We start from the raw sequence: 25,120 nt of genomic DNA, 5'->3' as shown, positions 1-25,120 counted from the left end.
AACCAAATACTGAACAGATATGGTATTAGAAATGAAAGTCCCTTCACCGGGAGAATCCATCACCGAAGTTGAAATTGCAGCATGGCTTGTAAAAGACGGGGACTATGTGGAAAAAGACCAGGCAATTGCCGAAGTCGATTCAGATAAAGCAACACTTGAATTACCGGCTGAAGAAAGCGGAATAATTACCCTTAAAGCCGAAGAAGGCGATGCTGTTGCTGTGGGACAAGTTGTGTGCCTGATTGACACATCTGCTGCCAAACCAGAAGGTGGATCTGCTCCGGCCGAAGAGAAAAAAGAAACTCCAAAAGCGGAAGAACCTAAAAAAGAAGAAGTAAAATCGTCTGCTGATACGTATGCTACAGGAACTCCATCTCCGGCAGCAAAAAAGATTTTAGATGAAAAAGGTGTGGATGCTTCCACCGTTTCAGGATCTGGAAAAGACGGTCGTATAACTAAAGAAGACGCCCAGAATGCACAGGTTGCAGCAATGGGAACGCCAACTGGTGGAAACCGTGGTTCGGAAAGGACGAAGCTTTCAATGTTGAGAAGAAAAGTAGCGGAAAGATTGGTGGCAGCCAAAAACGAAACGGCGATGCTGACTACTTTCAACGAAGCCAACATGACACCGATTAATAAATTGCGTAGCGAATTCAAAGAAGAATTCAAAGCCAAACATGGTGTCGGATTGGGCTTTATGTCATTCTTCACAAAAGCTGTTGTCAGAGCACTTCAACTTTATCCAGATGTGAATTCCATGATCGACGGAGATTATAAAATATCTTACGATTTCTGTGATATTTCCATTGCGGTTTCAGGACCAAAAGGACTGATGGTCCCGGTAATGCGAAATGCAGAAGCCTTGACATTTAGAGGAATTGAAAATGAAATCAAACGTTTGGCATTGCGCGCACGTGACGGACAAATCACAGTGGATGAAATGACCGGAGGTACTTTTACCATTTCAAACGGTGGCGTTTTTGGATCGATGTTGAGTACACCGATTATCAATCCGCCACAATCCGGAATTTTGGGAATGCACAACATCATTGAACGTCCGATTGCAGTGGATGGAAAAGTGGAAATCCACCCGATGATGTACATCGCACTTTCCTATGACCACCGAATCATCGACGGACGCGAATCCGTTGGATTCTTGGTTGCCGTAAAAGAAGGACTGGAAGATCCGGTAAATCTTTTGATGGACGGAAATGTTAAAAAAGCGCTTGAGTTGTAAGAATAAGTCTATTATATTTAAAAATGGATGCTTAAAGCATCCATTTTTTTTATTCAAAAACCCCATAAAACTAATAGGTTTATGAGGTTTAGAGAGTTATAAAAAGTATATGTAGAGAGAGATGTCTATTATTCTGATACAAATTTAGTTTTCAAGTTTTAATTATTATCAGGAATTATCCTGATTTTTAAAAGGAAAATCCCTAGTTGATATCAAAAAAAATCTCACTATCCAGGGGAGGAAGCGTGAGATTTCAATTCACTTAAATTTTAGTTTAGAACATAGTATCAAAAATGTTTAAGTTGGTTAAAACAGTTTAGGTTAGATTGATTTGACACTTTTGATACAGCAAACTTACTCATGATAACTATGAATTTATAAGGGAAAACCCTCATTTTTCAACAGGATTTTTCCCTTTGAAAAAAAATCTACTGAAATCAAATTGAATTTTTAATTATAACATACTCATTAAATACAAACACGAAATCATCCAAATCCTTTAGAAATCAAATCTATTTAATTTATTCAATCCGACTTGCTAAACCAACTTTTGGGTAAATAAAAAAATCCCACAATTCTGAGGGAAAGAATCGTGAGACTTTCAATGTACTTAATTTTAGATAGAGAGCGTCATTTCAAAAATGTTTGAACTGGTAAAAAGTTTAGGTTAGTCTGATTAACATTTTCTGTTTAACAAAACTAAATCATCATTATCAATGTTTCACAAGGAAAAACCCCATTTTTTTAAAAGATTTTTCCTATAAAAAACATAGGTTATTCTTACCTTATGAGTTTATTGTTTCTTAATTTAGCAAATTAAAATCAGAACAATTATGCAAGAAATACTAAATCTCGAACCCCAAAATATCTGGAAAAACTTTTACGACCTGAATCAAGTTCCACGTCCTTCCAAAAAAGAAGAAAAAGTAATTAAATTTATGATGGATTTCGGGAAGAAACTTAATCTGGAAACCATAAAAGATTCTGTAGGAAACGTCATCATCAAAAAACCGGCTTCTGCTGGAATGGAAGACAGAAAAACCATTGTTTTACAATCACATTTGGATATGGTTTGTCAAAAAAATAACGATGTCCAATTTGATTTCGATACACAAGGAATTGAAATGTATGTTGATACAGACGGATTTGTCAAAGCGAAAGGAACTACTTTGGGAGCCGATAATGGTATTGGAGTTGCCACTATTATGACGGTATTGGAATCTCAAGATATGGTTCATCCTCCTATTGAAGCTTTGTTTACCATTGATGAAGAAACCGGCATGACCGGAGCAATCGGTTTGGACGAAACCATTCTTCAAGGTGAAATCTTATTGAATTTAGATACAGAAGAAGACGATGAATTGACAATGGGATGTGCTGGTGGTTTAGATGTAACTGCTACAAAGTCTTATTCAGTTGAAAATTTATCGGGAGATTTCAAATCTTTAAAAGTTGATATAAAAGGATTGAAAGGTGGACATTCCGGGGGAGATATTCATTTAGGATTGGGGAATTCCAATAAAATTTTAGGAAGATTTTTACACGAATCTTTGAATTTTAATGCTCAGATTTCATCAATGAACAGTGGAAGTTTACGTAATGCAATTCCGCGTGAAGGTCATTTTGTCATCTCCACTCCTACTGCTAATTTTGACGAATTAAAATCTGCATTGGAAAACCTTAAAAAGGATATTTTAATCGAATTCCAAAATGTTGAACCCAACATTCAAATTTCTGTTTCTGATGTTGAATTGGCAACAAATGTGGCCAGCCAAGACGAAACTAAAAATCTTGCTTTTGCCTTGATGACCGCTTATAATGGAGTGTATAGAATGAGTCCTGAAATTGCAGGTCTAACAGAAACTTCCAATAACGTTGCTAACGTTGTGGTCGGTGATGGTGAAATGAAAATTTTATGTTTGACTCGTTCGGCATTGGATTCCAACAAGAAAAATCTATCCGAAACCTTAAAAGCAACCTTTGAATTATGTGGATTTGAAGTGAGTTTTTCAGGAGGATATCCAGGGTGGAGACCCAACACCAATTCTGAAATCTTAAGATTGATGGAAAAATTGTACAAAGAAATGTTTGGTGAAGAACCAAAAATTAGTGCAACACATGGAGGATTGGAATGTGGAATCATAGGAGGGCATTATCCGAATTTGGATATGGTTTCATTTGGTCCGAATATTTTCGGAGCGCATTCACCAGATGAACGTGTCGAAATTAAATCAGTTCAGAAATTCTGGAAATTCTTTGTTGATGTATTGAAAAATACGCCAAAAAAATAAAACAAAAACGCGCCGCATAGAGAATTGTGGCGCGTTTTTTTGTAAATAAAGAGTTTAAATAATGAGGATTAAGAGAATTTTGAATAAGTGATGTTCAAAATAATTCATAGAACGCTTCGTTGAGTTTTATATTACAAATTTACATATCTCAATTCATTGATATACAAGGAAAAACCCTGAAAACCACACAAGGAAATTCCTGTTTTTGATTGAGGGAAATTGTATTTTTAAAATTAAGAAGTAATTAGTTGAACTAATTTTTGGGTCAGATTTTTACGGGAATATTGATCTATCGTGGAAGAAGGTAATCGAATATCTTCAGTTTTCCATTTTTTAAATTCCTCCAAAATAAAGGATTTCACTTCTTCTTTCTGAAAATGTGTGAAATAACCCCCGCTTTGGGTTGCTTTTAGGATTTTGGCTACGTCGCCATCTTTCGGTCCGATGGCTAAAACCGGATTTCCGGTTGCCAAGTATTCAAATAATTTTCCGGGAATAATTCCTCTGGATTTCTCATCGGGGAAATTTGTAAGTAATAGTAAATCAGCGTTTTTAATTCCCTGAATGGCGTCTTTGTGCGAAACATAACCTTTTTTGATCAAATGATTTTCCAATCCGTTTTCAAGGATTGAATTTTCCACATCCTGACTTAAATTCCCATAAAATTCCAGTTCAAAATCAGATTTAAATTCCTGATTTTCCTGAATTAGTTCTTTCAAAGCTTCCCAGACTACAAGCGGATTTCTTGCAAATTCAAGTCCACCGGAATAAGTGATTTTAAATTTATTTGAAATAAATTTCCCAATTCGGAAATCCGATTCTTCAAAACCATTTGTGATGACTTCTACCCTATTCGCTCCGGAATTCAGAAAATCCTCGCCATCGCTGAAACTCGTCGCAATTACAGAATCCGCAGATTCTAAAACCAGTTTTTCCAGTTCAGAATGCTTTTTATTTGATTTTTCGGTAAGTTTTAATTCTTTGTGATAACTGATTTGCGTCCAGGGATCACGAAAGTCGGCAATCCATTTCAAATTCGGATTTTTCTTTTTCAATTTCAATCCAATCAAATGCATACTGTGTGGAGGTCCGGTAGTAATGATGGTTTCAATTTGATTTTCTTGAAGGTAATTTTTTAGAAATTTAACGGAAGGTTTCACCCAAAATTTTCGTGCATCGGGAATGAAATAATTGCCACGTACAAAAACCGATAATCGTGTCAAGAACGATTGTTTATCGGATTTTTCAAAGTTCCCGGCTTTGTAATCCTTCGTTTTCGGATTGAGTTTTTCAGCGATTTGGTAGGGTTCCCAAATTTTGGTTTTTATAACTTTTAAATTGGGGGAAACTTCTGCGGACAAAGTTTTATCAATGAGTGGATAAGATGGATTTTCCGGAGTGTAAATAATCGGTTCAATGCCAAATTCAGGCAGATATTTTGCAAATTTCAACCATCGTTGTACGCCAGGCCCACCGGCCGGAGGCCAATAATACGTGACGATTAAAACTTTATTATTTTTTGACTTACTCATTTTCTTCCCCTAAATCCAATTGGCTAATTATCTTATTTAACTCTTTTTCCGTTAAATCTTCTTTTTCAGATTTGTCATAAATCGTCAAGAGATAAACAGTTTCACCAGAATGATAAACATAAGTAATAATTCTCGCTCCACCTCTTTTACCCTTTCCTTCTGAAGCGATTGCAAGTCGTATTTTATAACAATTATTTCCTATGAAAGTACCAAGTTCAGGATTCTCGGAAACCAAAGACAAAAATTCTCTATATTCATTTTTTAAAGAGCTGATCTTTTTAGATAAACGCTTCAACTCTTTTTCAAACTTTGAAGTAATGAGAATTTTATAACTCATTTAAAAGATCCTCTGCAGATTTTAATTTGATTTTGCCTTCTTTGTGTAATCTGATTTCTTCCGATGAGTCTGTTAATTCATCCCAAATTTCAATTGCTGATTTAGAAAAAGGAACGGCTTTTTTTACAAATGAAAGACTTTTCAAAACACGCATTGCGAAAGGAAATTCTTTATCGCTAATTTCAATTAAAACTTTCATTCTTAAATGTTTCTAACAAATTTAATCAATATTTTCTTCTTTCCTTTTCTTCCACCAAAAATATCCGCCACCCAAAACAATCAAAATGAAAATCACATTAAACGCCAAAGTCATTTTATTTCCGGTTTTTACGCTTTGCGGATCAAATTCCATTACAATTTCTTTGTCTCCTTGTTCCAATTGGACTGCGCGAAGAAAATAATTGGCTTTCAGAATTTCTCTTTCTTTTCCGTCCACTTTGACTTTCCATCCGTGCGGATAATAAATTTCAGAGAAAACGGCGATTTTCGGCGAAACAATATTGGTTTTATACGTCAAACGATTGGGTTGATAATTGACCAATTCAATGGTAGAACCAGATTCCGGCACAAATCCTTTTCCAATCTGATTGTTTAGTTTAGTTTCCAAAACGACAGTTCGTCTCAAATCCACGTCTTTCAGCGCAAGAATTTCTTCGTCTTCATTTTGTACCCATTTGACATCGGAAACCAACCAAGCATTTCCGTAAGCATCATTGTTTTGCTGAACCATCGGGCTACTTGGATTGCCGTGAATGATGTATTTCGTGTTCAACAAATTCAGAATTTTTTGGGTGTGAACTTGTGAGATTCCCAGTTGTTTGGATTTCTCAGAACCGGAAAAATACAAATCAATTACATCCTGATAATTATGGAGTTTTGCTCCGTGGTATCCGCCGATTGAATTTACAAAATAAGAAGTCGTGGCATCGTTGAATGTGCTGAAAATATTGTCAAAAACCCTGAATTGAGATTTATCGGCCGACTTTAAACTATCCAAAGTTTTGTTGAACGGAACTTTTTGTGCAATTCCTGCCAGATGGTGATTTTCTCTGGCTCCTTCCATTAGTTTAGGAGAAAACTGAGTCGGAAAGGGATTGTCCACAAACATTTTATCCACGAAATTTTCATCGTTGAGGTAACGTTTATCGACTTGCCATCCATCAATCAAAGCCAATCCTGCAATTCCCAAAACCACTACCATTGCGTTTTTTATTTTCTTTAAATGATAAAGGAAAAGAAGCGCCAAAGTCAATAAAACAAAAATCAAAGTGCGAAGCGTGTCGGCTTTGAACATATCAATTCTATCCTGACGGAGTGCATTTTTTACATTGTTCAGCAAAGTATCCCAGGTTCCATAAGCTTGCGGATTGTATTCTTTGACAAGTTCCAGGTATTGCTGTTTGGAAGCGATGTCAAATTCGTTTGAAAAACTAAATAAACTTCCTCCAAACAAATAGAAAATCACAAGCAAAGCCACTACTCCACCTCCAGCATACATCAGGATTTTCTTTTTGTATTCTTCCGTCAGGCTTTCATCTTTAATAAAAACGTACAAAGTCAAAGCGGCGAGTAAAGGCATTGTGAATTCAGCCATCACGAGCATAGAAGAAACCGCCCGGAATTTGTCATAAAACGGAAAGTAATCAATCATAAAGTTGGTCAGTCCGGCAAAGTTTTTACCCCAAGCCAAAACGATACTTAGAACCGTTGCAGCCAGAAGCCACCATTTGTAACGTGACCAATTATTTCGAACTAAAAATAATCCCAAAAAGAAAAGAAAAACAACGACTGCGCCTTGATAAGCCGGCCCTGAAGTTCCCGGTTGATCGCCCCAATAAGTAGAAACAGGCGAACTTGCGAGATAATCAAAAGCTTGCGCATTGAATTCATCTTCCAAATTGAGGATGTATTGTTGTTTCTGGAGTTCGGCTATGTAATTCTTTAAATTTTCTTCACGTGGCTGGCTAGCACCGCCCATAAAGTCGGGAATGAAAAGATTGAATGTTTCCAGTTTTCCATAACTCCAATGTGTGATATAATCGTGATCCAGACCTTTTTGTTTGTCCTGAAGAATCGTGAGATTTGAGTTGCCTCTAATGGTTTCTTGACTGTATTCGTAAGTGGTCAAAAGTTTGGTTGAATTCAGTCCTACACCAATTAAACAAGCGACGACCAATAATCCGGTGGAAATCGCAAAGGGTTTGATTTCTTTTGATTGAATGGCCTGAATTAATTCGAAAATAAAATAAACCAACATCACCAGAAATAAATAATAAGTCATTTGTGGGTGGTTGGCCGATAATTCAAGTCCCATAAAAAGCGCGGTGAGAATAAATCCTAAAATGAATTTCCGCTGATAAAGCAATAAAATTCCTGCGACCAATGGCGCAAAATAAGCGATGGCGTGCACTTTTGCGTTGTGTCCGGCGCCGATGATGATATAGAAATAAGCGCCCATGGCAAAGAAAACCGAACCCGCGAGTGCGTATTTCCAGTTTTTAAACAAGACCATTCCGAGGATGAAAAATCCCGAAAAGAGAAGAAAAATATAATCTGCCGGGCGCGGTAAAAATCGGATGACGCGGTCAATGCTTTTGATTAAATCATTGTCGTAACGGGCACCGGTTTGATAAGTCGGCATTCCGCCAAACATAGCGTTTGACCAGTAAATATTTTCACCGGTTTGTTCTTGAAATTTGTGCATTTCTTCGGCACTTCCTTTGTAATTTACAATGTCGGGCTGAATGATTGAATTTTCGGAAAGCACCGGCGCACAATAAACAATCGCCAGAATTGCAAAAACAACTATGGCGACCGCGCTGAATATTAGATTTTTATTCTTCATTTTTCTTTTTCGGTTCTTCAATTATTTCATAATCCACCGATTCGGCTTCAATGGTAAATTTGGGTTCGTCCAAACTTTGAGCTCCTTTTCTTTGCGAATTCGAACTTTGATTTGGGTTGGGACGAGATTGGTTTTGACGTGGCGGTGAAATCAGCCGCATCACAAATCGAATCACGAGATATGCGATGAGCGAATAAAGTATGAATTTGAGTAAAGACATAATTAATTAACGGTTGTGATTGTGGTGGCTGTCCCTGATTCTGTTTCTTTTTGAGTTCCCTGCTGATAAGTTGTATTGATGGTTTCCTTCTTGGTGATGCTCACTTTTTTGATCCATCCCGATTCCATGTCCACATCAATAAATCCGTTCAGCGTAGCATTATTTTTCATGTTCATGCTGATTCCCTGCTGGGTTTCGCTTCCGCTCACATTCTGAGTTCCGGCAACGGTAATGGTCGCTTTGCCGTCTTTAATTTCCTTGAAAGTACGGGTCACTTTGTTAGTCCCTTTTACCGGGCCTTCGCTTATGTTTTGAGAATCTGACCACTGCTCGCCGATTGTCAGGTTTTTGTCGGGGAAAATATTCAACGTTTCTTCGAACTGGGATTTTATGGCTTCATTGTTCAGAGAAGCAGTCAGAAGTTCTTTAATCATTGTTTGTTCCTCCGCATTGAAATCATTTTTAAGTTTATTCTGAACGTTTGAAACAACTTTTTCCAAACCTTTTACAGAAATAACTTTTCCTTTGTTGTCCACTTCCATCTGAAAGCTTTCGCCAATGATCGCTTTGTAAATCGTCCAACTTTGCGCTACATCTTTATCAGTAGGTTTGGCAGCATTTGTATTGTAAGAAATTGTTTCGCCGGTAGGCGCTTTGAATTTTTCACTAAAACCTTTGAAAGTCGCTTTCAGTTTGAAAACATTATTCACAGCATCTTCTACGAAATAATCAAAACCAACCGTTCTTTCAGAAGACATACTCATGGATTGTCCGCCGGCAGTCATCGATTGATCTTGTTGAGTTTTAAGCAAAAAAGGATAAGTTTCGCCTTTTTTCAGGTTGTATCGAAATGAATAAGAATCGTCGGTGTTTTTCACCAAAGCGGTTTGCTGGTTATCGGAATTAGGAGTAGCATAAGCCGTAGAATCAGTATTCATAATAACTGTATCACCATCTTCATTCAGAATTAATTTTTCTCCATTTTCATTTGTACCAACGGTTTTTTCTTCTTTTTTACATGCAATCAAAGCAACAAAAACCGATAGGATTATCAATGATTTTCTCATTTGTTTAAAATTTTCGGCAAGATAGTTATAAAATCATATTTCGCTGAAAAGCTTAAGGAGTTTTGAACGTATTTTTCGAAGATTTTTTCGTTAAAATTCATTCGGAAAATTAATTTCTTAAAGAGAATTTAAAGATTTTATTACATTTGTTAATCTTGTTAACATAAGAAACACAAACACATGAGTATATTTTCGAGAAAACCAATTTCGAGCCTGATTGCAGAATCTAATGAAAGTGGTGAACACTCCCTCAAGAAAACGCTTGGGACTTGGGGATTGATTTCATTGGGGATCGGTGCTATTATTGGTGCCGGTTTATTTTCTATCACAGGAATGGCCGCAGCAGACTATGCCGGACCTTCTATTGTAATTTCATTTATCATTGCTGCACTTGGGTGTGCATTGGCGGGTCTTTGCTACGCCGAATTTGCATCCATGATTCCCGTCGCGGGTAGCGCTTACACCTATTCCTACGCCACCATGGGCGAATTTGTCGCATGGATTATCGGTTGGGATTTAGTGCTTGAATATGCCGTAGGAGCGGCAACCGTAGCTTCGAGTTGGTCTGGCTATCTCGATAAATTCCTTAAAACGATGGGTATTGATTTTCCTCCTGAGTTATTAATGACTCCTTTTGATACTATGACTTTGGCAAATGGAGATGTGGTAACCGGAGTGATGAATTTACCCGCGGTATTCATTGTGAGTGTAATGTCTATGGTTTTAATCCGTGGAACTCAAGAATCTTCTTTTGTAAATACAATAATCGTAATTATGAAAGTTACGATCGTACTAATTTTCATTGCGGTTGGTTTTCAATACATTCGTCCTGAAAATCACGTTCCGTTCATTCCTGAAAATACCGGTAAATTCGGTGAATATGGTTTCTCCGGCATCATTCGGGCAGCAGCCGTCGTATTTTTTGCCTATATAGGTTTTGATGCGGTAAGTACCGCGGCTCAGGAAACGAAAAATCCGCGAAAATCAATGCCACTAGGGATTTTAGGCTCACTTTTAATTTGTACAGTTCTTTATATTTTATTTGCATTTGTAATGACCGGAGTAGCGAATTACAAGGCTTATGGTGCCGACCCAACCAATAAATTGGCGCCAGTTGCCATTGCGATTAGTAATATGGGAGATTTGGGACCCGACGGCGTTGTGCACGCTGCTTATCCGTGGTTAAATACCTCAATTGTTGTGGCGATTTTGCTGGGATACGCTTCCGTAATTTTGGTTCTGTTATTGGGACAAAGCCGTGTTTTTTATTCGATGAGTAAAGATGGACTTGTGCCGAAAGTTTTTTCAGCCATCCATCCTAAATTCCGTACACCGCATAAATCTAACTTATTCTTCCTTTTGTTTGTCAGCATTTTTGCTGCCTTTGTTCCCGGAAGAGTTGTAGGTGAAATGACAAGTATCGGAACTTTGTTCGCATTTATTCTGGTTTGTATCGGAGTTTTGGTTCTGAGAAAAACAATGCCCGATGCGCCAAGAGCTTTCCGGACTCCTTTGGTTCCATTTATTCCCATAGCCGGAATTCTGGTATGTTTCTTTATGATGGCATTTTTACCGCTTGACACTTGGATGCGGTTGGTGCTTTGGATGATTGTTGGACTTGATGTTTATTTGTTTTATAGTATCAAAAACAGTAATATCACAAGCCAGCAAACCGGAATTATGAAAAATGCCAATAAAATAGTGGGTATTTGTGGCGTTGTATTTTCGCTAGTATTAATTGGACTTGCAATTGCACATCATCAAGTTTCCGAGATAAATCCTGAAACAGGTAGAATCAATGACGCAGGACTTTATTATTTCTCACTGATTTTTGGAATTCTGCATATTCTGCTCTATGGATATAAATCTCTTCAGGGAAATAAACAATCAGTTTAAAATCAATTTATTATATATGAAAAAGGCGCTCAAATGGGCGCCTTTTCTTTGTGTGCACACGATCAGATTCGAACTGACACGAGCTTGGCTCACCACCCCCTCAAGATGGCGTGTCTACCAATTTCACCACGTGTGCTGGATTGCGTGCAAAATTAGAATTATTTTTAAATTAATTAGAATTATTAATCTGCAATTTTTCCAAACCATTCGATATATGCATCCACAGCTTTCTGTAAAAATTCCAATGTCTTCTCATTGATTTTCCCGTTTTCATCAAAAATCTCATGAACTTTGGCCAGATAAACTTCCGGTTGCTGCATCACAGGAACGTTGAGCGAAACCAAACATTGTCGCAAATGATGATTGGCGCCAAATCCAGAGAGATTGCCGGGCGAACTACTGAAAACAGCTCCGGGCTTACCATTCCAAACGCTTTCTCCTTTCGGACGAGAGCCTACATCAACTGCATTTTTTAAAACTCCGGGAATGGAACGATTGTATTCGGGCGTAATGAAAATAAATCCATCGAGTGATTTGACTTCGTTTCTAAATTTCAGATATTCCTCCGGCGCCAGACCATAATCATCAAAATCCTGATTGTAAATAGGAAGATTTTCCAAAGAAATTTGTTTAAATATAAATCCTTCGGGAGCCATTTCGGCAATAGCTTTTGCTATTTTTTTGGAGTATGATTCTTTTCTCAGACTTCCTACAAACAATCCTATCGTTTTATTCATTATTTATCTATTTTAACTATAAAATTAAGACATATATTTTCGTCAATCAAAATTCTTCCAAATACTTTTGTCTAAACATTAAAACAAAAGCTGCCACGATTTGCAACAGCTTTTATATAATAACAATTTAGTTTATTTGGGCGGTCCATTCTATACCGCTGATATCAATTAGTTTTAAAGTGTAATTTTCTTTGAGTACTATATTTTCCAAATCTATCGTCAGGTCGGCTTTGGCACCAAGTGGTAAGATCAAACTATGTTTTCCGGGTTTGATTTTCGCCACATAATGATTGTTGATTTTTTCTTTTGGAAATAAGGCCAATTCCTCTTGATCAATGGACTTTACGACTTGATTTTTTTCGTCCAAAACCTGTATTCCGATCAAAAATGAGCCGTAAACATCTGCTCCTTCAACCCTGAATAATTGAAATGAAAGTAGCGAACCATCTTGTTGAATATCTGAAATTTCAACTTTTGGTTTTACCGATTTGTTGTGGAGCGTACCAAACACACCACCGTGAAAATATTGATTGGTAAACAAAGTCAATCCAAAAATGAATACCGACATTACCAATACTTTTGAAGCTAAATTCTTTATTGGAAGCTCGCCTGAACCTAAAAAAGCAAACCATTTTTTATCTGTAAATCGAAAGGGTTTATTCATCAGAAAATTATCCAATGAATAAGATCCGCTTCCTGTGAGGAATAAGGTGAACCCACTTGCTATCCCCAACACACCAATCTGCCATTCGTCCAAACAAGTCGTCCCCAACCAACCGGAACCCAAAAGAATTCCCATTGCCAAAGAGAAAATCCCAATACTCATCAACCGAGTAAAAAGACCTAAGATTATAAACAAACCGACAATAGCCTCTACAACGGTAAAAGAAATCATCGCAACATGTAGAGCTTCCGGATTGGAAACGAGGTATTCGATAATGGGTTTTATGCCCAAAGCATTGGGAAGAAAGTGATTGAATTTTTCGCCGATATATCCTGCTTCTTCCGGGATGAGTTTGTTGTCTAAAATCAGCCGCCTCCAAAATGCAGAAAAATAGATCCAGCCGATGACCCATCTTAAGGATAATGTAAAAAGTCCAGCCTTATTGACTGCACTGTTAATATGTTGTTTCATTGAATTTTATATTTTATTAAACATTAAATAATGTGCTTAGGTTAGAAGTGAAAATTCTAAGCCATTGCAATTTTCAAACGTTTATATAAAATATATTTTGGAGGGCTATTGCCCGAAGACTTATTAGAATAATCACTATGATTTATAGCCGTGTTAAAAGTTAAATAATCGCAACCAATAAGCGCTTCAGGCTCAGTTCGTTTATTTTTTGATTCTTTTACAACCGAAGATTGCAAACTTTTAACTTGTGCATATGAACAAGAAGTAGTTGGAGCCGTAGTTCTGGATTTGTTGAGCGGCTTAGCGTATTCACTGTTTATTGAACTAAAAAACGCGTCTTTGACAGTGCAAGGACTTAACGCAAATAAAACAAACCACATCAACCCGAAGTTTCTAAATGATTTTATGTGGGATTTTATTTTTGTCATACCGACAAAATTACAATTAATTAAATTAATGTTATTCTTAGCGACTTTCTCAACAAAATTTAACGTTCATTCCAGAATCTGAAAAATTCTGACTTCTAATTTCTAACTTCTAATTTCTAAACTTACCTTTGCAGTTAAATTTTTCAAAAATGTTCAGAACACATACTTGCGGGGAATTAAACCTAAATCATTTAAATGAAAAAGTAACTTTGAGCGGATGGGTTTCCGTCATTCGCGATAAAGGATTTATGATATGGATTGATTTACGTGACCGATACGGAATTACACAATTAATCATTGATGAAGAACGTTCCGACAAATCTTTGCTGGAAACGGCCCGAAATCTGGGTCGTGAATTCGTCATTCAGGCTACGGGAACTGTGATTGAGCGCGCTTCCAAAAACCCGAATATCCCAACAGGTGAAATCGAAATTCTGGTTGAAAAACTGGAAATCCTGAACGAATCCAAACTTCCACCCTTCACCATCGAAGACAAAACCGATGGCGGTGAAGAACTCAGAATGCAATATCGTTATCTGGACATCAGAAGAAATCCGGTGAAAGAAAAACTGATTTTCCGTCACAAAGTTGCGCAGGAAGTGCGCAAATATCTTTCCGACAAAGAATTTATAGAAGTAGAAACACCTGTTTTGATCAAATCTACTCCGGAAGGAGCACGTGATTTTGTAGTGCCATCGAGAATGAATCCGGGACAATTTTATGCTTTGCCTCAATCGCCCCAAACCTTCAAACAATTGATGATGGTCGGTGGTTTGGATAAATATTTCCAAATCGTAAAATGTTTCCGTGATGAAGATTTGCGTGCGGATCGTCAGCCAGAATTTACCCAAATCGACTGCGAAATGGCATTTGTGGAACAAGAAGACATTCTCCATATTTTTGAAGGTTTGACTAAACATTTGTTGAAATCGGTTCATAATCTGGAAATGGAGAAATTCCCTCGAATGACTTATGATGAAGCCATGCGGAAATACGGGAACGACAAACCGGATATCCGTTTCGGAATGGAGTTTCATGAATTGGATGATTTAGCCAAAGGAAAAGGATTTGATATTTTTGATAAAGAAGAATTGGTGGTCGGTATCTCCGCTCCTACTTTGAATTCTTATACCCGAAAAGACATTGACCGATTGCTCGAATGGGTGCAAAGACCCCAAATCGGAGCAAGAGGTTTTGTTTGGGTTCGGGTAAATGAAGACGGAACTTTTAAATCCTCTGCCGATAAATTTTATACAGAAGAAAATTTGGCAGCTTTTGCCCAACGAATGAATGCCCAAAAAGGTGATTTGATGATCATTATGGCCGGAAAAGCAAACGAAACCAGAAAACAATTGAGTGCTTTGCGCATGGAACTCGCTGAAAGACTGGAACTCAGAAAGCCGAATGAATTCGCTCCGCTTTGGGTTGTGGATTTTCCGCTTCTGGAATGGGATGAAGAAACCAATCGCTGGCATGCTATGCACCATCCGTTTACGTCACCAAAACCGGAAGATATTGCAAAATTGAAAACAAATCCCGGAGAAATTCGCGCAAATGCTTATGATTTAGTGTTGAACGGAAACGAAATCGGTGGTGGTTCCATTCGGATTTATGACAAAGAACTTCAATCTCAAATGTTTGAACTTTTAGGATTTACACCTGAACAAGCACAAGAACAATTTGGTTTTTTAATGAATGCTTTCCAATACGGAGCGCCTCCTCATGGCGGAATTGCTTTTGGTTTTGACCGATTGGTTTCGATTTTGGACGGAAGCGAAACCATCCGTGATTATATTGCTTTCCCAAAAAATAATTCCGGACGCGACGTGATGATTGATGCTCCTTCGCTGATTGATCAGTCGCAATTGGATGAGTTGGAAATCAGTTTAAAAGGAAAATAAATAAAGGTGGAGATTGGAAAATGCAATTCTAATATCAATCATCATCGCTGTTTATCAAAGACAAGATGAACTCAAAGAATTATTGGCTAGTTTGGTGAAACAAACTGATTCCGAATTTGAGGTAGTGATTGTGGATGATGGTTCGCCTAAGTCTTTGGAAGCAATTGCAAACCAATTCAAACCGGAATTAAACATTCGTTACTTTTATAAAGAAAATTCGGGACCTGCGAAATCAAGAAATTTCGGGATGCAGAAGGCTTCAGGGGATTATTTTATCTTTTTGGACTCGGATACGATTACGCCTGAAAATTACATTCAAACCGTAAGGAAAGAGTTGACTGAAAATTATGTAGATGCTTTTGGCGGACCGGATGCGGCGGATGAGAGTTTCACCGATTTGCAAAAAGCCATTTCATTTTCCATGACTTCCTTTCTGACAACAGGTGGAATTCGTGGTGGGAAAAAACATATAGGAAAATTTCAGCCGAGAAGTTTCAATATGGGGATTTCCAAAGCAGCTTTTGAGGCGACGGGCGGATTTGGAAATTTAAGAATTGGCGAAGACCCGGATTTGAGCATGACTTTATGGGAAAAAGGTTTTGAAACCCGATTGTTTCCTGACGCAAAAGTTTTTCATAAACGAAGAACTTCTTTGAAGAAATTCGCGAAACAGGTTTATCAGTTTGGAGTAGCAAGACCGATTCTGAATCAACGGCATCCGGGAAGCGGAAAGCTGACTTATTGGTTTCCGACTTTGTTTTTGCTATATTTCATTGCATCATTTTTGATATATTCTTATGGATTAATTTATCCTGAACTTCATACATTAAATTTCAGTTCATCTTGGATTAATTACTCTTATTTTCAATTAGGTATTTTATCATTTTTTCCCCTAATTATATATTTAATTATAATTTTTTGTACAGCTTCGATTCAATCCAAAAATTTAAAAGTTGGGTTTTTATCAGTCATAGCAACAACTGTTCAATTCTTTAATTATGGTTACGGATTTTTGAAGTCCTGGATTTTGCTCAACATTTTTAAAATGAAACCCGAGAAAGCATTTCCTTCACATTTTTCAGATTCAGATTAATTGAATAGAGTATTATGCATTTCAGCGACCCTCAATTACCTGATAATTAATTAATTAAATAATCAAAATACATTATACAATAATTCATTATACATTACTTAAAACATTACTTATTTGTTTTGTATCTTTGGGAGATATGTACAATCGGGTTTTACTTTCTGTCTTACATCGCGCGATGTGGTCTAATTGATTTTGTCAACTTACCTAAATCAATTAGTTAATTATATTGTTCACATTTAAATTAAAAAATAAATTATCATGTCACAAGAATTAAAAAGCGTAGAATACGGCTTGGAAAAGATTTTTGAAGGAGCTCAGGATTTCCTTCCTCTTTTGGGAACGGATTATGTAGAATTTTACGTAGGAAATGCAAAACAATCTGCACATTATTATAAAACAGCATTTGGATTCCAATCAGAGGCCTATGCCGGACTGGAAACCGGACTGAAAGATCGTGCTTCTTATGTATTGAAACAGGATAAAATCCGTTTGGTTTTGACAACGGCTTTAAACTCTGATTCACCGATTGGAGAACACGTGAAAAAACATGGAGATGGTGTGAAAATCATTGCACTTTGGGTAGAGGACGCCAGAAAATCCTATGAAGAAACGACCAAACGCGGTGCGAATTCTTTCATGGAGCCTAAAGTGACTTCGGACGAAAACGGGGAAATCGTACAAGCCGGAATTTATGGTTATGGCGAAACGGTTTTTATGTTTACGGAAAGAAAAAATTATAAAGGACTTTTCATGCCCGGTTATGTGAAATGGGAATCTGACTATAACCCTGAACCTGTAGGCTTAAAATTCATTGACCACATGGTAGGAAATGTAGGTTGGAACCAGATGGATGTTTGGGTGAAATGGTTTGAAGATATCATGGGATTTGTGAATTTCCTTTCGTTTGATGACAAACAAATCACAACTGAATATTCGGCTCTCATGTCAAAAGTAATGGCCAACGGAAACGGACGTATCAAATTCCCGATCAACGAGCCGGCTGAAGGAATCAAAAAATCTCAAATCGAAGAATATTTAGAGTTTTACGAAAGCCCGGGCGTTCAGCATTTGGCACTTTCAACTGATGACATCATCAAAACAGTTGCAGAAATGAAAGCAAGAGGTGTTGAATTTTTATCGGTTCCACCACAAGCATACTATGATGCAATTCCCGATCGTTTGAAAGATCATATGCACAAATTCAAAGAAGATATCAATGAATTACAGAAACTGGGAATCATGATTGATGCAGATGAAGAAGGTTATTTGCTTCAAATTTTCACCAAACCGGTTGAAGACCGCCCTACCCTTTTCTATGAGGTAATTCAGAGAATGGGTGCCCGCGGATTTGGTGCCGGAAACTTCAAAGCTTTGTTTGAATCCATAGAAAGAGAGCAAGAAAAAAGAGGAACACTTTAAAAATATTAAATCATAATTTTAAAAATTCCCGTCTGATAAGGCGGGAATTTTTTATTGGTAAAAAATTGAAAGGTGATTTAGGATAGAAAAATACCCACGGAAACACAGAGTTTCCGCGGAATACTTAGGGGATATTTTCAGTAGAGAAGGTCACAGCTTTATTTTCAATTCAAATTTATAGTAAATTTCAGTTTGGTTTTTTCACAAAAAATATAGTTTTTAAGTTTAAATTAAAATGAGTTGGACAAGGGATCGGCAAAAACCCCAGTATTTAAGCAGAAAAAATTATTCAGATTGACTTAAAAATTTGTAAATTTAAATCAGTTTTCCTCCTAAATTTTCTGAATATGTGAAACATTTATTTCAATTAATAAAAAAAATGAACAACCAAGAAGTTCAGTATTTCAAGCAAAAACATTTGTCTGACACTGGTTTTATGCAAATTTTTGAAATAATTGAAAAGCACAAAAAAAAGAAAGACGAAATAATTGATACAAAAATTACGGAAATAGGTTTTAAAAATATCACTTATTTAAAACATATTTTACTTCAAAAATTACTGGAGGCAATCGTTAGTTCCAGACAATCAAACGATGAACAAGCAGAAATTTTATATGAGTTAATTTTAATCAAATCACTTCGGGAGAAAAAAATGATTTCACTTGCGGTAAAAAAATGGGAATCTCTTTACAAACAATGTTTACAAAAAGGCTTCGCGACTCACATACAATTACTTTTACATGAAAGATGGCACCTGAGCCTGGAGGAAGAAAAGTTTAATTCAGTAAAGGAATACACGGATTTCATCGAGTTTTATCTGGAGCATTCGCATAGTTATGAAAAGCTTACCCGAATCAGACAACTCGAAAGAAAGTCAAGGCTTTTGATGAAAAAATCTTATTTCAAAGATGAAAAAGATGATCAGTTATTGAAAGATTTAGCTGTAAATCTGAAATTCCTTTCTGGTGAAATGAAATATTTCGATCAGGAATACCAGATTTTGTACAATGCTGCTCAGAGTTATATTCATTTTCTTCAACACAACTTCAATGATGCTTATTTTTCGGCTCGGAGTTGTTTTGGATATTTGAAAGAAAGTAGGAAATCTTTTTGTCGTTTCAACGAAAATTTCACGCTTCAATTTTTGAAATATTATTCCGATTTATTATTTCTGGTTAATAGAAAAGAAGAAATACCAGAACTACTCTCAACTTTGAAAAAAATCTCCTTTTCGACGGATTATTTCACTGGACAACAACAAATTATCATCTTCCTGATTGATAATCGTTTAGCGCACAAAGAATATAATTACGATGAAGTAAAAAAACTTTATCTGGAATCCAAGAATCATCTGGATGAATGGTTGGAGAAATGCGCATTGGAATGGCGTCCCGTACTACTCGGAAGTATTTCGATTTCGGCCTATGTTTCCGGTTATCCGCAAAAAGGTTTGTATTTTTTATACCAATATGAAAAATCCTATGCGAAATCTTTTCGCAAAGAAATCCTTTCGTTTTTTTATTTGTTTGGGGTTTTATTGGCTTATGAATCCAAAGATTATGAAGTATTCAACACCACTTACCACAAGGCTTATATGCATTTTTATCGTAATCCCGAGCATTATCCTATATTTGATGAAATCATGAAACCGATGCGCAAAGCTTTTGAAAAGTACGATAATGAAAGCCGAGCTAAAATATTTGAAAAAATTCTGAATAGAATCGAAGTTTCAGGTGATTCGGGGTATTACCAGATTTTGTTTTCTTATTTTGATTTCCCTTCTTGGTTTCGATCCAAAATTGAAAATTTAAATTATGTCGATTATAAGTTGAAATATGCAGAAAAATAAAAATCCCGCTTCCTGAGAAACGGGATTTTCGTTTGAATATAAATTCGAAATTATTTTACCAAAGTCAATTCATCAATGATGTGTTTTGCTCCCGCGTATTTGTCAATAATAAACAAAATATAGCGAGCGTCAACGGAAATTGTTCGCTGCAATTCAGGATCAAAAATCACGTCACCCGCCATTGCTTCGATGTTTCCGTCAAAAGCCAAACCGATTAATTCTCCGTTTCCGTTCAACACCGGAGAACCAGAATTTCCACCTGTGATATCGTGATCGGTAAGGAAATTCACCCACAATTCACCGTTTTTATCGGCATATTGACCGTAATCTTTTTTGTTGTACAAATCGATCAATCTTGGTGGATTGTCAAACTCGGGATCGCCTGCTTTGTGTTTGGCAATTGTTCCTTTCAGCGTTGTATAATAATTGTATTTTGCATCGTTTACTTTTCCTTTTCCCAGTGGCAAATCGACTACTTTTCCATAAGTCAGACGCAAAGTTGAATTCGCATCGGGATATTCAATCGGGCTCAAACCGGACTCTCTCAAACCTTCTACCAACAAACGGAATGCTTTGGAATAAGAATCTTTCAAAGCTTTGTCTTCCGGTGTTTCAGCGCGGTAACGCGTCATCAAATCCGTTGATAATTTGTACAATTCATCATCAGTGATTTTTGAGGCAACCGGATTGTCCAAATACTTCAACAATTCCTCTTTTTTTGTAAAGATACTGTTGTTGAAAGCTGTTTTTACATAATTTCTGAAATCTCCTTTGGATTGCTCACCGATTTGTTTCACATAAGGAGCCAAACCGCCTTTAGCAGCTTTTGTGTAATATAAATTCAACTGTGCTGCCAAAACTTCTTCTTCCAATCCCAAATGCGCACCTTCAAAAACATTGTTAATCATATCTTCAATTGCAGGACGCATTTCCGCTCTTTTTGCTTCGTTTTCATTGGCGTATTGCTCCAAAGCATTTCCAAGATTTGCAGGAAGTCCGGCAAAAGTGCTGGAACGAAGGATGGTCATCAAATAATTATTGTGTCTTGCAGATTCATTGGTTTTATTGTAATAATTATTGATGATTTCAACTACATCACCGTATTTTGCTTTTCGAGTTGGGTTTTGATTGGCCCATTTTTGAAAATCTGCTTCGGTTTTACGTTTTGAATCCACTGTTTTATGTTGTTTCAAAGCTTCGATCATTCCGCCACGGTTTTTCCAATAATTGGCCAAACCTGCATATTTAGAAGCATAATCCAATCGGACTTTTTGCTCATTGTCCATATATTTTTTCAAAACGTCCATTCCCAGTTTTGAACCTTCCACCCAAGCCGGATAAGCAAAATTGATGTTTTGCTCTACTCCGCCTGCCGGCATCCAACGGTTGGTTCTTCCCGGATATCCTAGAATCATCGAAAAATCTCCTGCTTCGTATCCTTTCAAACTAATCGGTAAATGGTGTTTGGGCTTCATCGGGACATTCTCAGCCGAATAATCCGCAGGATTTCCGTTTTTATCGGTATAAACGCGGAACAAAGAAAAATCTCCGGTATGACGCGGCCATTCCCAGTTGTCGGTATCTCCACCAAAACGTCCAACCATATCGGGAGGCGTTCCCACTAATCGTACATCCTGAAAATCCTGATATACGAAATAATAATATTCGTTCCCTTCAAAGAAAGAACGAACCGAAACTACGTATTTTCCGCCTTCGTTATTTTCCTGTTCGATTTTTGCAATTTCACGGTTGATGGCTGCCATACGCTCGTCTTCGGTCATTTTGTCGTTTACCTGACTCAAAATGCGTTTGGACACGTCATCCATTCTCACAAAAAACCGAACTTTTAAGTTTTTGGGTTTTAATTCTTGCGAATAATCCGCTGCCCAGAATCCGTTTGTCAAATGATCGTTTTCAGGCGTTGATAATTCCGCAATTTGTCCGTAACCACAATGGTGATTAGTCAAAACCAAACCGGTCGAAGAAATGATTTCAGCCGTACATCCGCCACCAAACTGAACGATGGCATCTTTCAAACTGCTGTTGTTGATACTGTAAATTTCTTCTGCAGTTAATTTCAAACCTTTTTTCTGCATATCATCGATTTTCTTGTCGATGAACATTAAAAACCACATTCCTTCATCGGCCTTTACTTTTTGCAGAGGCGCAATAAGAAACGTAACGCTCGCAATCAATACGATTAGTTTCTTCATTTTTTATTAATTTTTAATCTGAATATTTGTTGAATTCCCAATGAAATCGTTACAAACTTAAGTTTTTTTCTTTAAATAAGGGTTTTGTAATTACATTTGCCAAATGGCGGGAATTTATCTACACATCCCTTTCTGTAAGCAAAAATGCAGTTATTGTAATTTTCACTTTTCCACCGATTTAAAACTAAAATCGCAGATGGTAAATGCCATTTGCAGCGAATTGGAATTGAGAAAAAGCGAAATTTTAGGGCCTGTTGAAACCATTTATTTTGGTGGTGGCACTCCTTCCCTGCTCGATTTAAATGAAATCAACCAGATTTTTGAAAGTATTTTTAAAAATTATTCGGTGATTTCCAATCCGGAAGTTACTTTGGAAGCCAATCCCGATGATCTGACTTATGAGAAAATCAAAGAACTGAAATCTACGCCCATCAACCGTTTCAGCATTGGAATTCAATCTTTTTTTGACGAAGATTTAAGGCTGATGAACCGTGCTCATAATGCCAATGAAGCCATTTTTTCTGTAAAAACGGCTCAGGATTTCGGATTTGAAAATATTACAATTGATTTGATTTACGGAAGTCCGAGTACAACCGATGAAATCTGGCAGAAAAATCTAGAAATTGCGCTGGAATTGAAGGTTCTGCATATTTCTTCTTATGCTTTGACGGTGGAACCGAAAACTGTTTTGGATTATCAAATTCAAACCAAGAAAATTCCTGAAATTGATGAGGAAAAGCAAGCGAGGCAATTTCAAATCTTGGTTGATACGCTGACGACAAATGATTTCATTCACTATGAAATTTCGAATTTTGGAAAAGAAGGATTTTTATCGCAGCATAATTCCAACTATTGGAAAGGAAAAACTTATTTGGGTATTGGCCCTTCTGCCCATTCGTATGACGGAAAAAACCGAAGCTGGAACATTCCCAATAATTCGGTTTATCTGAAAGAAATTGCTCAAAATCGATTGCCAAATGAAGTTGAAGTTTTAAATGAAAATGACCGTTTTAATGAATTGATTATGATTAGATTGAGAATGAAAGAAGGATTGAATTCGGAAGAAATTAAATCGAAATTTCCTCAAGAATTTTATGAGGATTTTTTAAGCGAAATCCGGATACATCTAGACAATGAAACGGTTTATTTAGAGGATAGAAATTTCAGATTGACTGAAAAAGGAAAATTTCTGGCCGATGGAATTGCGTCGAGTTTGTTTCGGGTAGATTAATGTTTTTAATTTTATGAATTTGAAAAAAACTAAACTTTTAAGTAAAATATTTTTAGTACTTATAGGAATTTATATCGCTGGTTTGACTCTCATTTATTTCAATCAGGAGAAATTCATTTTTCTCCCTACAAAACTTGATCAAAACTATGTTTATCATTTTCAAGATAATTTTGAAGAAATCAATTTAAAAACCAGTGATGATATTAATATCAATGCGTTACTTTTTAAAAGCGATAATCCGAAGGGAGTTATTTATTATCTGCACGGAAATTCGGGGAATTTAAGTGGCTGGGGTGATTTAGCTGGATTGTATTTGGAATTGGGATATGATTTTTTCGTAATTGATTACCGAGGATTTGGAAAAAGTGGTGGAAAAATTAGTAGTCAGCAAGAATTTTATAGTGATGCTCAGTTGGGATATGATTTTATAAAAAATAGTTACCCGGAAAATGAAATAGCAATAATCGGCTACTCCATTGGAACTGGTGTTGCATCTTATTTGGCCAGTGAAAATTCACCAAAATTATTAATTCTGCAAGCTCCCTATTATAATCTGACTGAAATAAGCAAAACACGGATGCCTTTCGTTCCTGCCTTTTTGTTGAAATATAAATTTGAAAACAATGTTCACCTCGATAACACAGACTGTCCCGTTTATATTTTTCACGGAGATAAAGACCAAACTATTTTTTATCAAGATGCTGTGAAGCTTAAAGAACATTTAAAAGAAAAAGATGAATACATCACACTAAAAGGGCAAAGACACAATGGGATCAATGAAAATGTTGAATTTATTGAAAAATCGAAGGTTATATTAAGTTCCAATTTTTAAATACATTTGCTAAATGAACGACAACAGGCCGATTGGGGTTTTTGACTCAGGGGTAGGCGGATTAACCGTTGCAAAAGAAATCAAACGATTATTACCAAATGAAAACATCATTTATTTTGGGGATACCAAACACCTTCCCTACGGAGATAAATCCAAAGAAACCATCACAAAGTTTTGTAAAAAAATCACCAAATTTCTTGTAAAAGAGGATTGCAAAGCCATTGTGATAGCCTGTAATACCGCAACTGCAAATTCTTTTGAAGAAATTAAAGAAGCTGCCGGAGATGTTTTGGTGATCGATGTGATTTCGCCGGTGGCAAAAAAAGTTGCTTATGAACTGAATCAGAACATCGGTGTAATTGCCACAAAAGCGACCGTCAATTCACATGCTTATAAAAAATACATCAAAAAATACAACCGTCACTTAAAAGTCATCGAGATGGCAACGCCGCTTTTGGTTCCTATTATTGAAGAGGGGTTCAAAAATACTTCCATTTCAAAAAGTACAATCGAAACCTATTTGGCTCATAAAAAATTTGAAAACATCGACACCATCATTTTGGGTTGCACACATTATCCGCTTATCGAAAAAGAAGTTCAGGCAGCATTTCAGGGACGTGTGAAAGTCATTGATTCTCCGTTAATTGTAGTCAATGAATTGATTCATCAAATGCAGAAAAATAATCTGATGGGTTTTACCGAAGAACCTGATTATCATTTTTATTTTTCGGATTATACAGAAAATTTTGCCAAACTCGCCAAACAGTTTTTCGGAAAATCTATTGTTCTGGAATTGAAAAGGCTTTAATCTCTATTTATGGAGTTAAACGAATTTCCTACATTTGCGAAAAATTTAT

20 protein-coding genes and 1 tRNA gene are annotated in these 25,120 nt (G+C 36.6%); 10 read left to right on the top strand and 11 right to left on the bottom strand.

The features are described from left to right. Positions 1-19 precede the first annotated feature (19 nt). Positions 20-1,237, top strand: coding sequence for a 2-oxoglutarate dehydrogenase complex dihydrolipoyllysine-residue succinyltransferase (gene odhB, locus WBF63_RS03515; protein ID WP_424368312.1), 1,218 nt, complete (start codon positions 20-22; stop codon positions 1,235-1,237). 833 nt (positions 1,238-2,070) lie between these two features. Then, on the top strand, positions 2,071-3,528 hold the full coding sequence (locus WBF63_RS03510) for an aminoacyl-histidine dipeptidase (protein ID WP_424368311.1): 1,458 nt from the start codon (positions 2,071-2,073) through the stop codon (positions 3,526-3,528). A gap of 233 nt (positions 3,529-3,761) precedes the next feature. Here the strand turns inward: WBF63_RS03510 and WBF63_RS03505 are convergent, their stop codons facing one another. From WBF63_RS03505 to WBF63_RS03480, 6 genes are read right to left on the bottom strand one after another with little or no spacing between them, the layout of a single operon-like run. After that, entirely contained in the window at positions 3,762-5,060 is a 1,299-nt protein-coding gene (locus WBF63_RS03505) for a glycosyltransferase (protein WP_424368310.1), read from the bottom strand. Next, positions 5,053-5,397: a type II toxin-antitoxin system RelE/ParE family toxin gene (locus tag WBF63_RS03500; RefSeq protein ID WP_424368309.1), complete on the bottom strand. Its 345-nt coding sequence runs from the start codon at positions 5,395-5,397 to the stop codon at positions 5,053-5,055. The genes WBF63_RS03505 and WBF63_RS03500 overlap by 8 nt, the downstream gene beginning before the upstream one ends. Beyond that, complete coding sequence (locus tag WBF63_RS03495) at positions 5,387-5,596, bottom strand: hypothetical protein (protein WP_424368308.1); 210 nt, start codon at positions 5,594-5,596, stop codon at positions 5,387-5,389. Before WBF63_RS03495 ends, WBF63_RS03500 begins: the two co-directional genes overlap by 11 nt. Before the next feature lie 21 nt (positions 5,597-5,617). Beyond that, positions 5,618-8,242, bottom strand: coding sequence for a YfhO family protein (locus tag WBF63_RS03490; protein ID WP_424368307.1), 2,625 nt, complete (start codon positions 8,240-8,242; stop codon positions 5,618-5,620). Then, complete coding sequence (locus tag WBF63_RS03485; protein ID WP_424368306.1) at positions 8,232-8,462, bottom strand: hypothetical protein; 231 nt, start codon at positions 8,460-8,462, stop codon at positions 8,232-8,234. The genes WBF63_RS03490 and WBF63_RS03485 overlap by 11 nt, the downstream gene beginning before the upstream one ends. Positions 8,463-8,464: 2 nt before the next feature. Next, positions 8,465-9,529 carry a DUF6263 family protein gene (locus WBF63_RS03480; protein ID WP_424368305.1) on the bottom strand — a complete coding sequence of 355 codons (1,065 nt, stop codon included), beginning with the start codon at positions 9,527-9,529 and terminating at the stop codon, positions 8,465-8,467. A 180-nt stretch (positions 9,530-9,709) separates the two neighbouring features. On the opposite strand from WBF63_RS03480, the gene WBF63_RS03475 reads away from it, so the two are divergent. Next, positions 9,710-11,425: an amino acid permease gene (locus WBF63_RS03475; RefSeq protein ID WP_424368304.1), complete on the top strand. Its 1,716-nt coding sequence runs from the start codon at positions 9,710-9,712 to the stop codon at positions 11,423-11,425. A 53-nt stretch (positions 11,426-11,478) separates the two neighbouring features. Here the strand turns inward: WBF63_RS03475 and WBF63_RS03470 are convergent. From WBF63_RS03470 to WBF63_RS03455, 4 genes are all read right to left on the bottom strand, one after another. Next, positions 11,479-11,561: transfer RNA gene (locus tag WBF63_RS03470), tRNA-Leu, on the bottom strand. A 46-nt stretch (positions 11,562-11,607) separates the two neighbouring features. Further along, the gene (locus WBF63_RS03465; protein WP_424368303.1) at positions 11,608-12,162 is read right to left on the bottom strand and encodes an NADPH-dependent FMN reductase; all 555 of its coding nucleotides are present in this window, start codon (positions 12,160-12,162) and stop codon (positions 11,608-11,610) included. Positions 12,163-12,289: 127 nt separating this feature from the next. Next, a complete protein-coding gene (locus WBF63_RS03460; RefSeq protein WP_424368302.1) occupies positions 12,290-13,297 on the bottom strand; it encodes a TQO small subunit DoxD in 1,008 nt (335 codons plus the stop codon). A gap of 56 nt (positions 13,298-13,353) precedes the next feature. After that, positions 13,354-13,725, bottom strand: coding sequence for a hypothetical protein (locus tag WBF63_RS03455; RefSeq protein WP_424368301.1), 372 nt, complete (start codon positions 13,723-13,725; stop codon positions 13,354-13,356). 149 nt (positions 13,726-13,874) lie between these two features. On the opposite strand from WBF63_RS03455, the gene aspS reads away from it, so the two are divergent. The 4 genes from aspS (at position 13,875) to WBF63_RS03435 (ending at position 19,987) form a co-directional block, all read left to right on the top strand. Beyond that, positions 13,875-15,626: an aspartate--tRNA ligase gene (gene aspS / locus WBF63_RS03450; RefSeq protein WP_424368300.1), complete on the top strand. Its 1,752-nt coding sequence runs from the start codon at positions 13,875-13,877 to the stop codon at positions 15,624-15,626. Between the two features lie 13 nt (positions 15,627-15,639). Continuing rightward, complete coding sequence (locus WBF63_RS03445; RefSeq protein ID WP_424368299.1) at positions 15,640-16,719, top strand: glycosyltransferase; 1,080 nt, start codon at positions 15,640-15,642, stop codon at positions 16,717-16,719. A 258-nt stretch (positions 16,720-16,977) separates the two neighbouring features. Then, a complete protein-coding gene (gene hppD, locus WBF63_RS03440) occupies positions 16,978-18,138 on the top strand; it encodes a 4-hydroxyphenylpyruvate dioxygenase (protein ID WP_424368298.1) in 1,161 nt (386 codons plus the stop codon). A gap of 379 nt (positions 18,139-18,517) precedes the next feature. Further along, positions 18,518-19,987 (top strand): hypothetical protein, encoded by a 1,470-nt coding sequence (locus WBF63_RS03435; protein WP_424368297.1) that lies wholly within the window; start codon positions 18,518-18,520, stop codon positions 19,985-19,987. A gap of 50 nt (positions 19,988-20,037) precedes the next feature. On the opposite strand, the gene WBF63_RS03430 is transcribed toward WBF63_RS03435, so the two are convergent. Continuing rightward, a complete protein-coding gene (locus tag WBF63_RS03430) occupies positions 20,038-22,200 on the bottom strand; it encodes a S46 family peptidase (protein WP_424368296.1) in 2,163 nt (720 codons plus the stop codon). 103 nt (positions 22,201-22,303) lie between these two features. Between WBF63_RS03430 and hemW the strand changes: the two genes are divergently transcribed. Genes hemW through murI form a run of 3 tightly spaced genes read left to right on the top strand, consistent with a single transcriptional unit; the run spans position 22,304 to position 25,071 of the window. Then, positions 22,304-23,431 carry a radical SAM family heme chaperone HemW gene (gene hemW, locus WBF63_RS03425; RefSeq protein WP_424368295.1) on the top strand — a complete coding sequence of 376 codons (1,128 nt, stop codon included), beginning with the start codon at positions 22,304-22,306 and terminating at the stop codon, positions 23,429-23,431. A 19-nt stretch (positions 23,432-23,450) separates the two neighbouring features. Next, positions 23,451-24,263 carry an alpha/beta hydrolase gene (locus tag WBF63_RS03420; protein ID WP_424368294.1) on the top strand — a complete coding sequence of 271 codons (813 nt, stop codon included), beginning with the start codon at positions 23,451-23,453 and terminating at the stop codon, positions 24,261-24,263. Positions 24,264-24,276: 13 nt separating this feature from the next. Then, on the top strand, positions 24,277-25,071 hold the full coding sequence (murI, locus tag WBF63_RS03415; protein ID WP_424368293.1) for a glutamate racemase: 795 nt from the start codon (positions 24,277-24,279) through the stop codon (positions 25,069-25,071). The last annotated feature ends 49 nt before the right edge of the window (positions 25,072-25,120 follow it).

Origin of the sequence: Moheibacter sp. (assembly GCF_049672845.1) — a bacterium.
In the GTDB taxonomy this organism is placed as follows: domain Bacteria; phylum Bacteroidota; class Bacteroidia; order Flavobacteriales; family Weeksellaceae; genus Moheibacter.
The sequence above is the reverse complement of the archived record's forward strand: the minus strand, read 5'-3'. Positions and strand labels throughout refer to the sequence as shown.

Excerpts from the sequence above, each read along its gene's own strand:
- aspS (WP_424368300.1), top strand. The coding sequence starts at position 13,875 with ATGTTCAGAACACATACTTGCGGGGAATTAAACCTAAATCATTTAAAT.
- WBF63_RS03480 (WP_424368305.1), bottom strand. The coding sequence starts at position 9,529 with ATGAGAAAATCATTGATAATCCTATCGGTTTTTGTTGCTTTGATTGCA.
- WBF63_RS03435 (WP_424368297.1), top strand. The coding sequence starts at position 18,518 with ATGAACAACCAAGAAGTTCAGTATTTCAAGCAAAAACATTTGTCTGAC.
- WBF63_RS03500 (WP_424368309.1), bottom strand. The coding sequence starts at position 5,397 with ATGAGTTATAAAATTCTCATTACTTCAAAGTTTGAAAAAGAGTTGAAG.
- WBF63_RS03465 (WP_424368303.1), bottom strand. The coding sequence starts at position 12,162 with ATGAATAAAACGATAGGATTGTTTGTAGGAAGTCTGAGAAAAGAATCA.
- WBF63_RS03475 (WP_424368304.1), top strand. The coding sequence starts at position 9,710 with ATGAGTATATTTTCGAGAAAACCAATTTCGAGCCTGATTGCAGAATCT.
- WBF63_RS03455 (WP_424368301.1), bottom strand. The coding sequence starts at position 13,725 with ATGACAAAAATAAAATCCCACATAAAATCATTTAGAAACTTCGGGTTG.
- WBF63_RS03460 (WP_424368302.1), bottom strand. The coding sequence starts at position 13,297 with ATGAAACAACATATTAACAGTGCAGTCAATAAGGCTGGACTTTTTACA.
- odhB (WP_424368312.1), top strand. The coding sequence starts at position 20 with ATGGTATTAGAAATGAAAGTCCCTTCACCGGGAGAATCCATCACCGAA.
- WBF63_RS03510 (WP_424368311.1), top strand. The coding sequence starts at position 2,071 with ATGCAAGAAATACTAAATCTCGAACCCCAAAATATCTGGAAAAACTTT.
- murI (WP_424368293.1), top strand. The coding sequence starts at position 24,277 with ATGAACGACAACAGGCCGATTGGGGTTTTTGACTCAGGGGTAGGCGGA.
- hppD (WP_424368298.1), top strand. The coding sequence starts at position 16,978 with ATGTCACAAGAATTAAAAAGCGTAGAATACGGCTTGGAAAAGATTTTT.
- hemW (WP_424368295.1), top strand. The coding sequence starts at position 22,304 with ATGGCGGGAATTTATCTACACATCCCTTTCTGTAAGCAAAAATGCAGT.
- WBF63_RS03490 (WP_424368307.1), bottom strand. The coding sequence starts at position 8,242 with ATGAAGAATAAAAATCTAATATTCAGCGCGGTCGCCATAGTTGTTTTT.
- WBF63_RS03485 (WP_424368306.1), bottom strand. The coding sequence starts at position 8,462 with ATGTCTTTACTCAAATTCATACTTTATTCGCTCATCGCATATCTCGTG.
- WBF63_RS03430 (WP_424368296.1), bottom strand. The coding sequence starts at position 22,200 with ATGAAGAAACTAATCGTATTGATTGCGAGCGTTACGTTTCTTATTGCG.
- WBF63_RS03505 (WP_424368310.1), bottom strand. The coding sequence starts at position 5,060 with ATGAGTAAGTCAAAAAATAATAAAGTTTTAATCGTCACGTATTATTGG.
- WBF63_RS03495 (WP_424368308.1), bottom strand. The coding sequence starts at position 5,596 with ATGAAAGTTTTAATTGAAATTAGCGATAAAGAATTTCCTTTCGCAATG.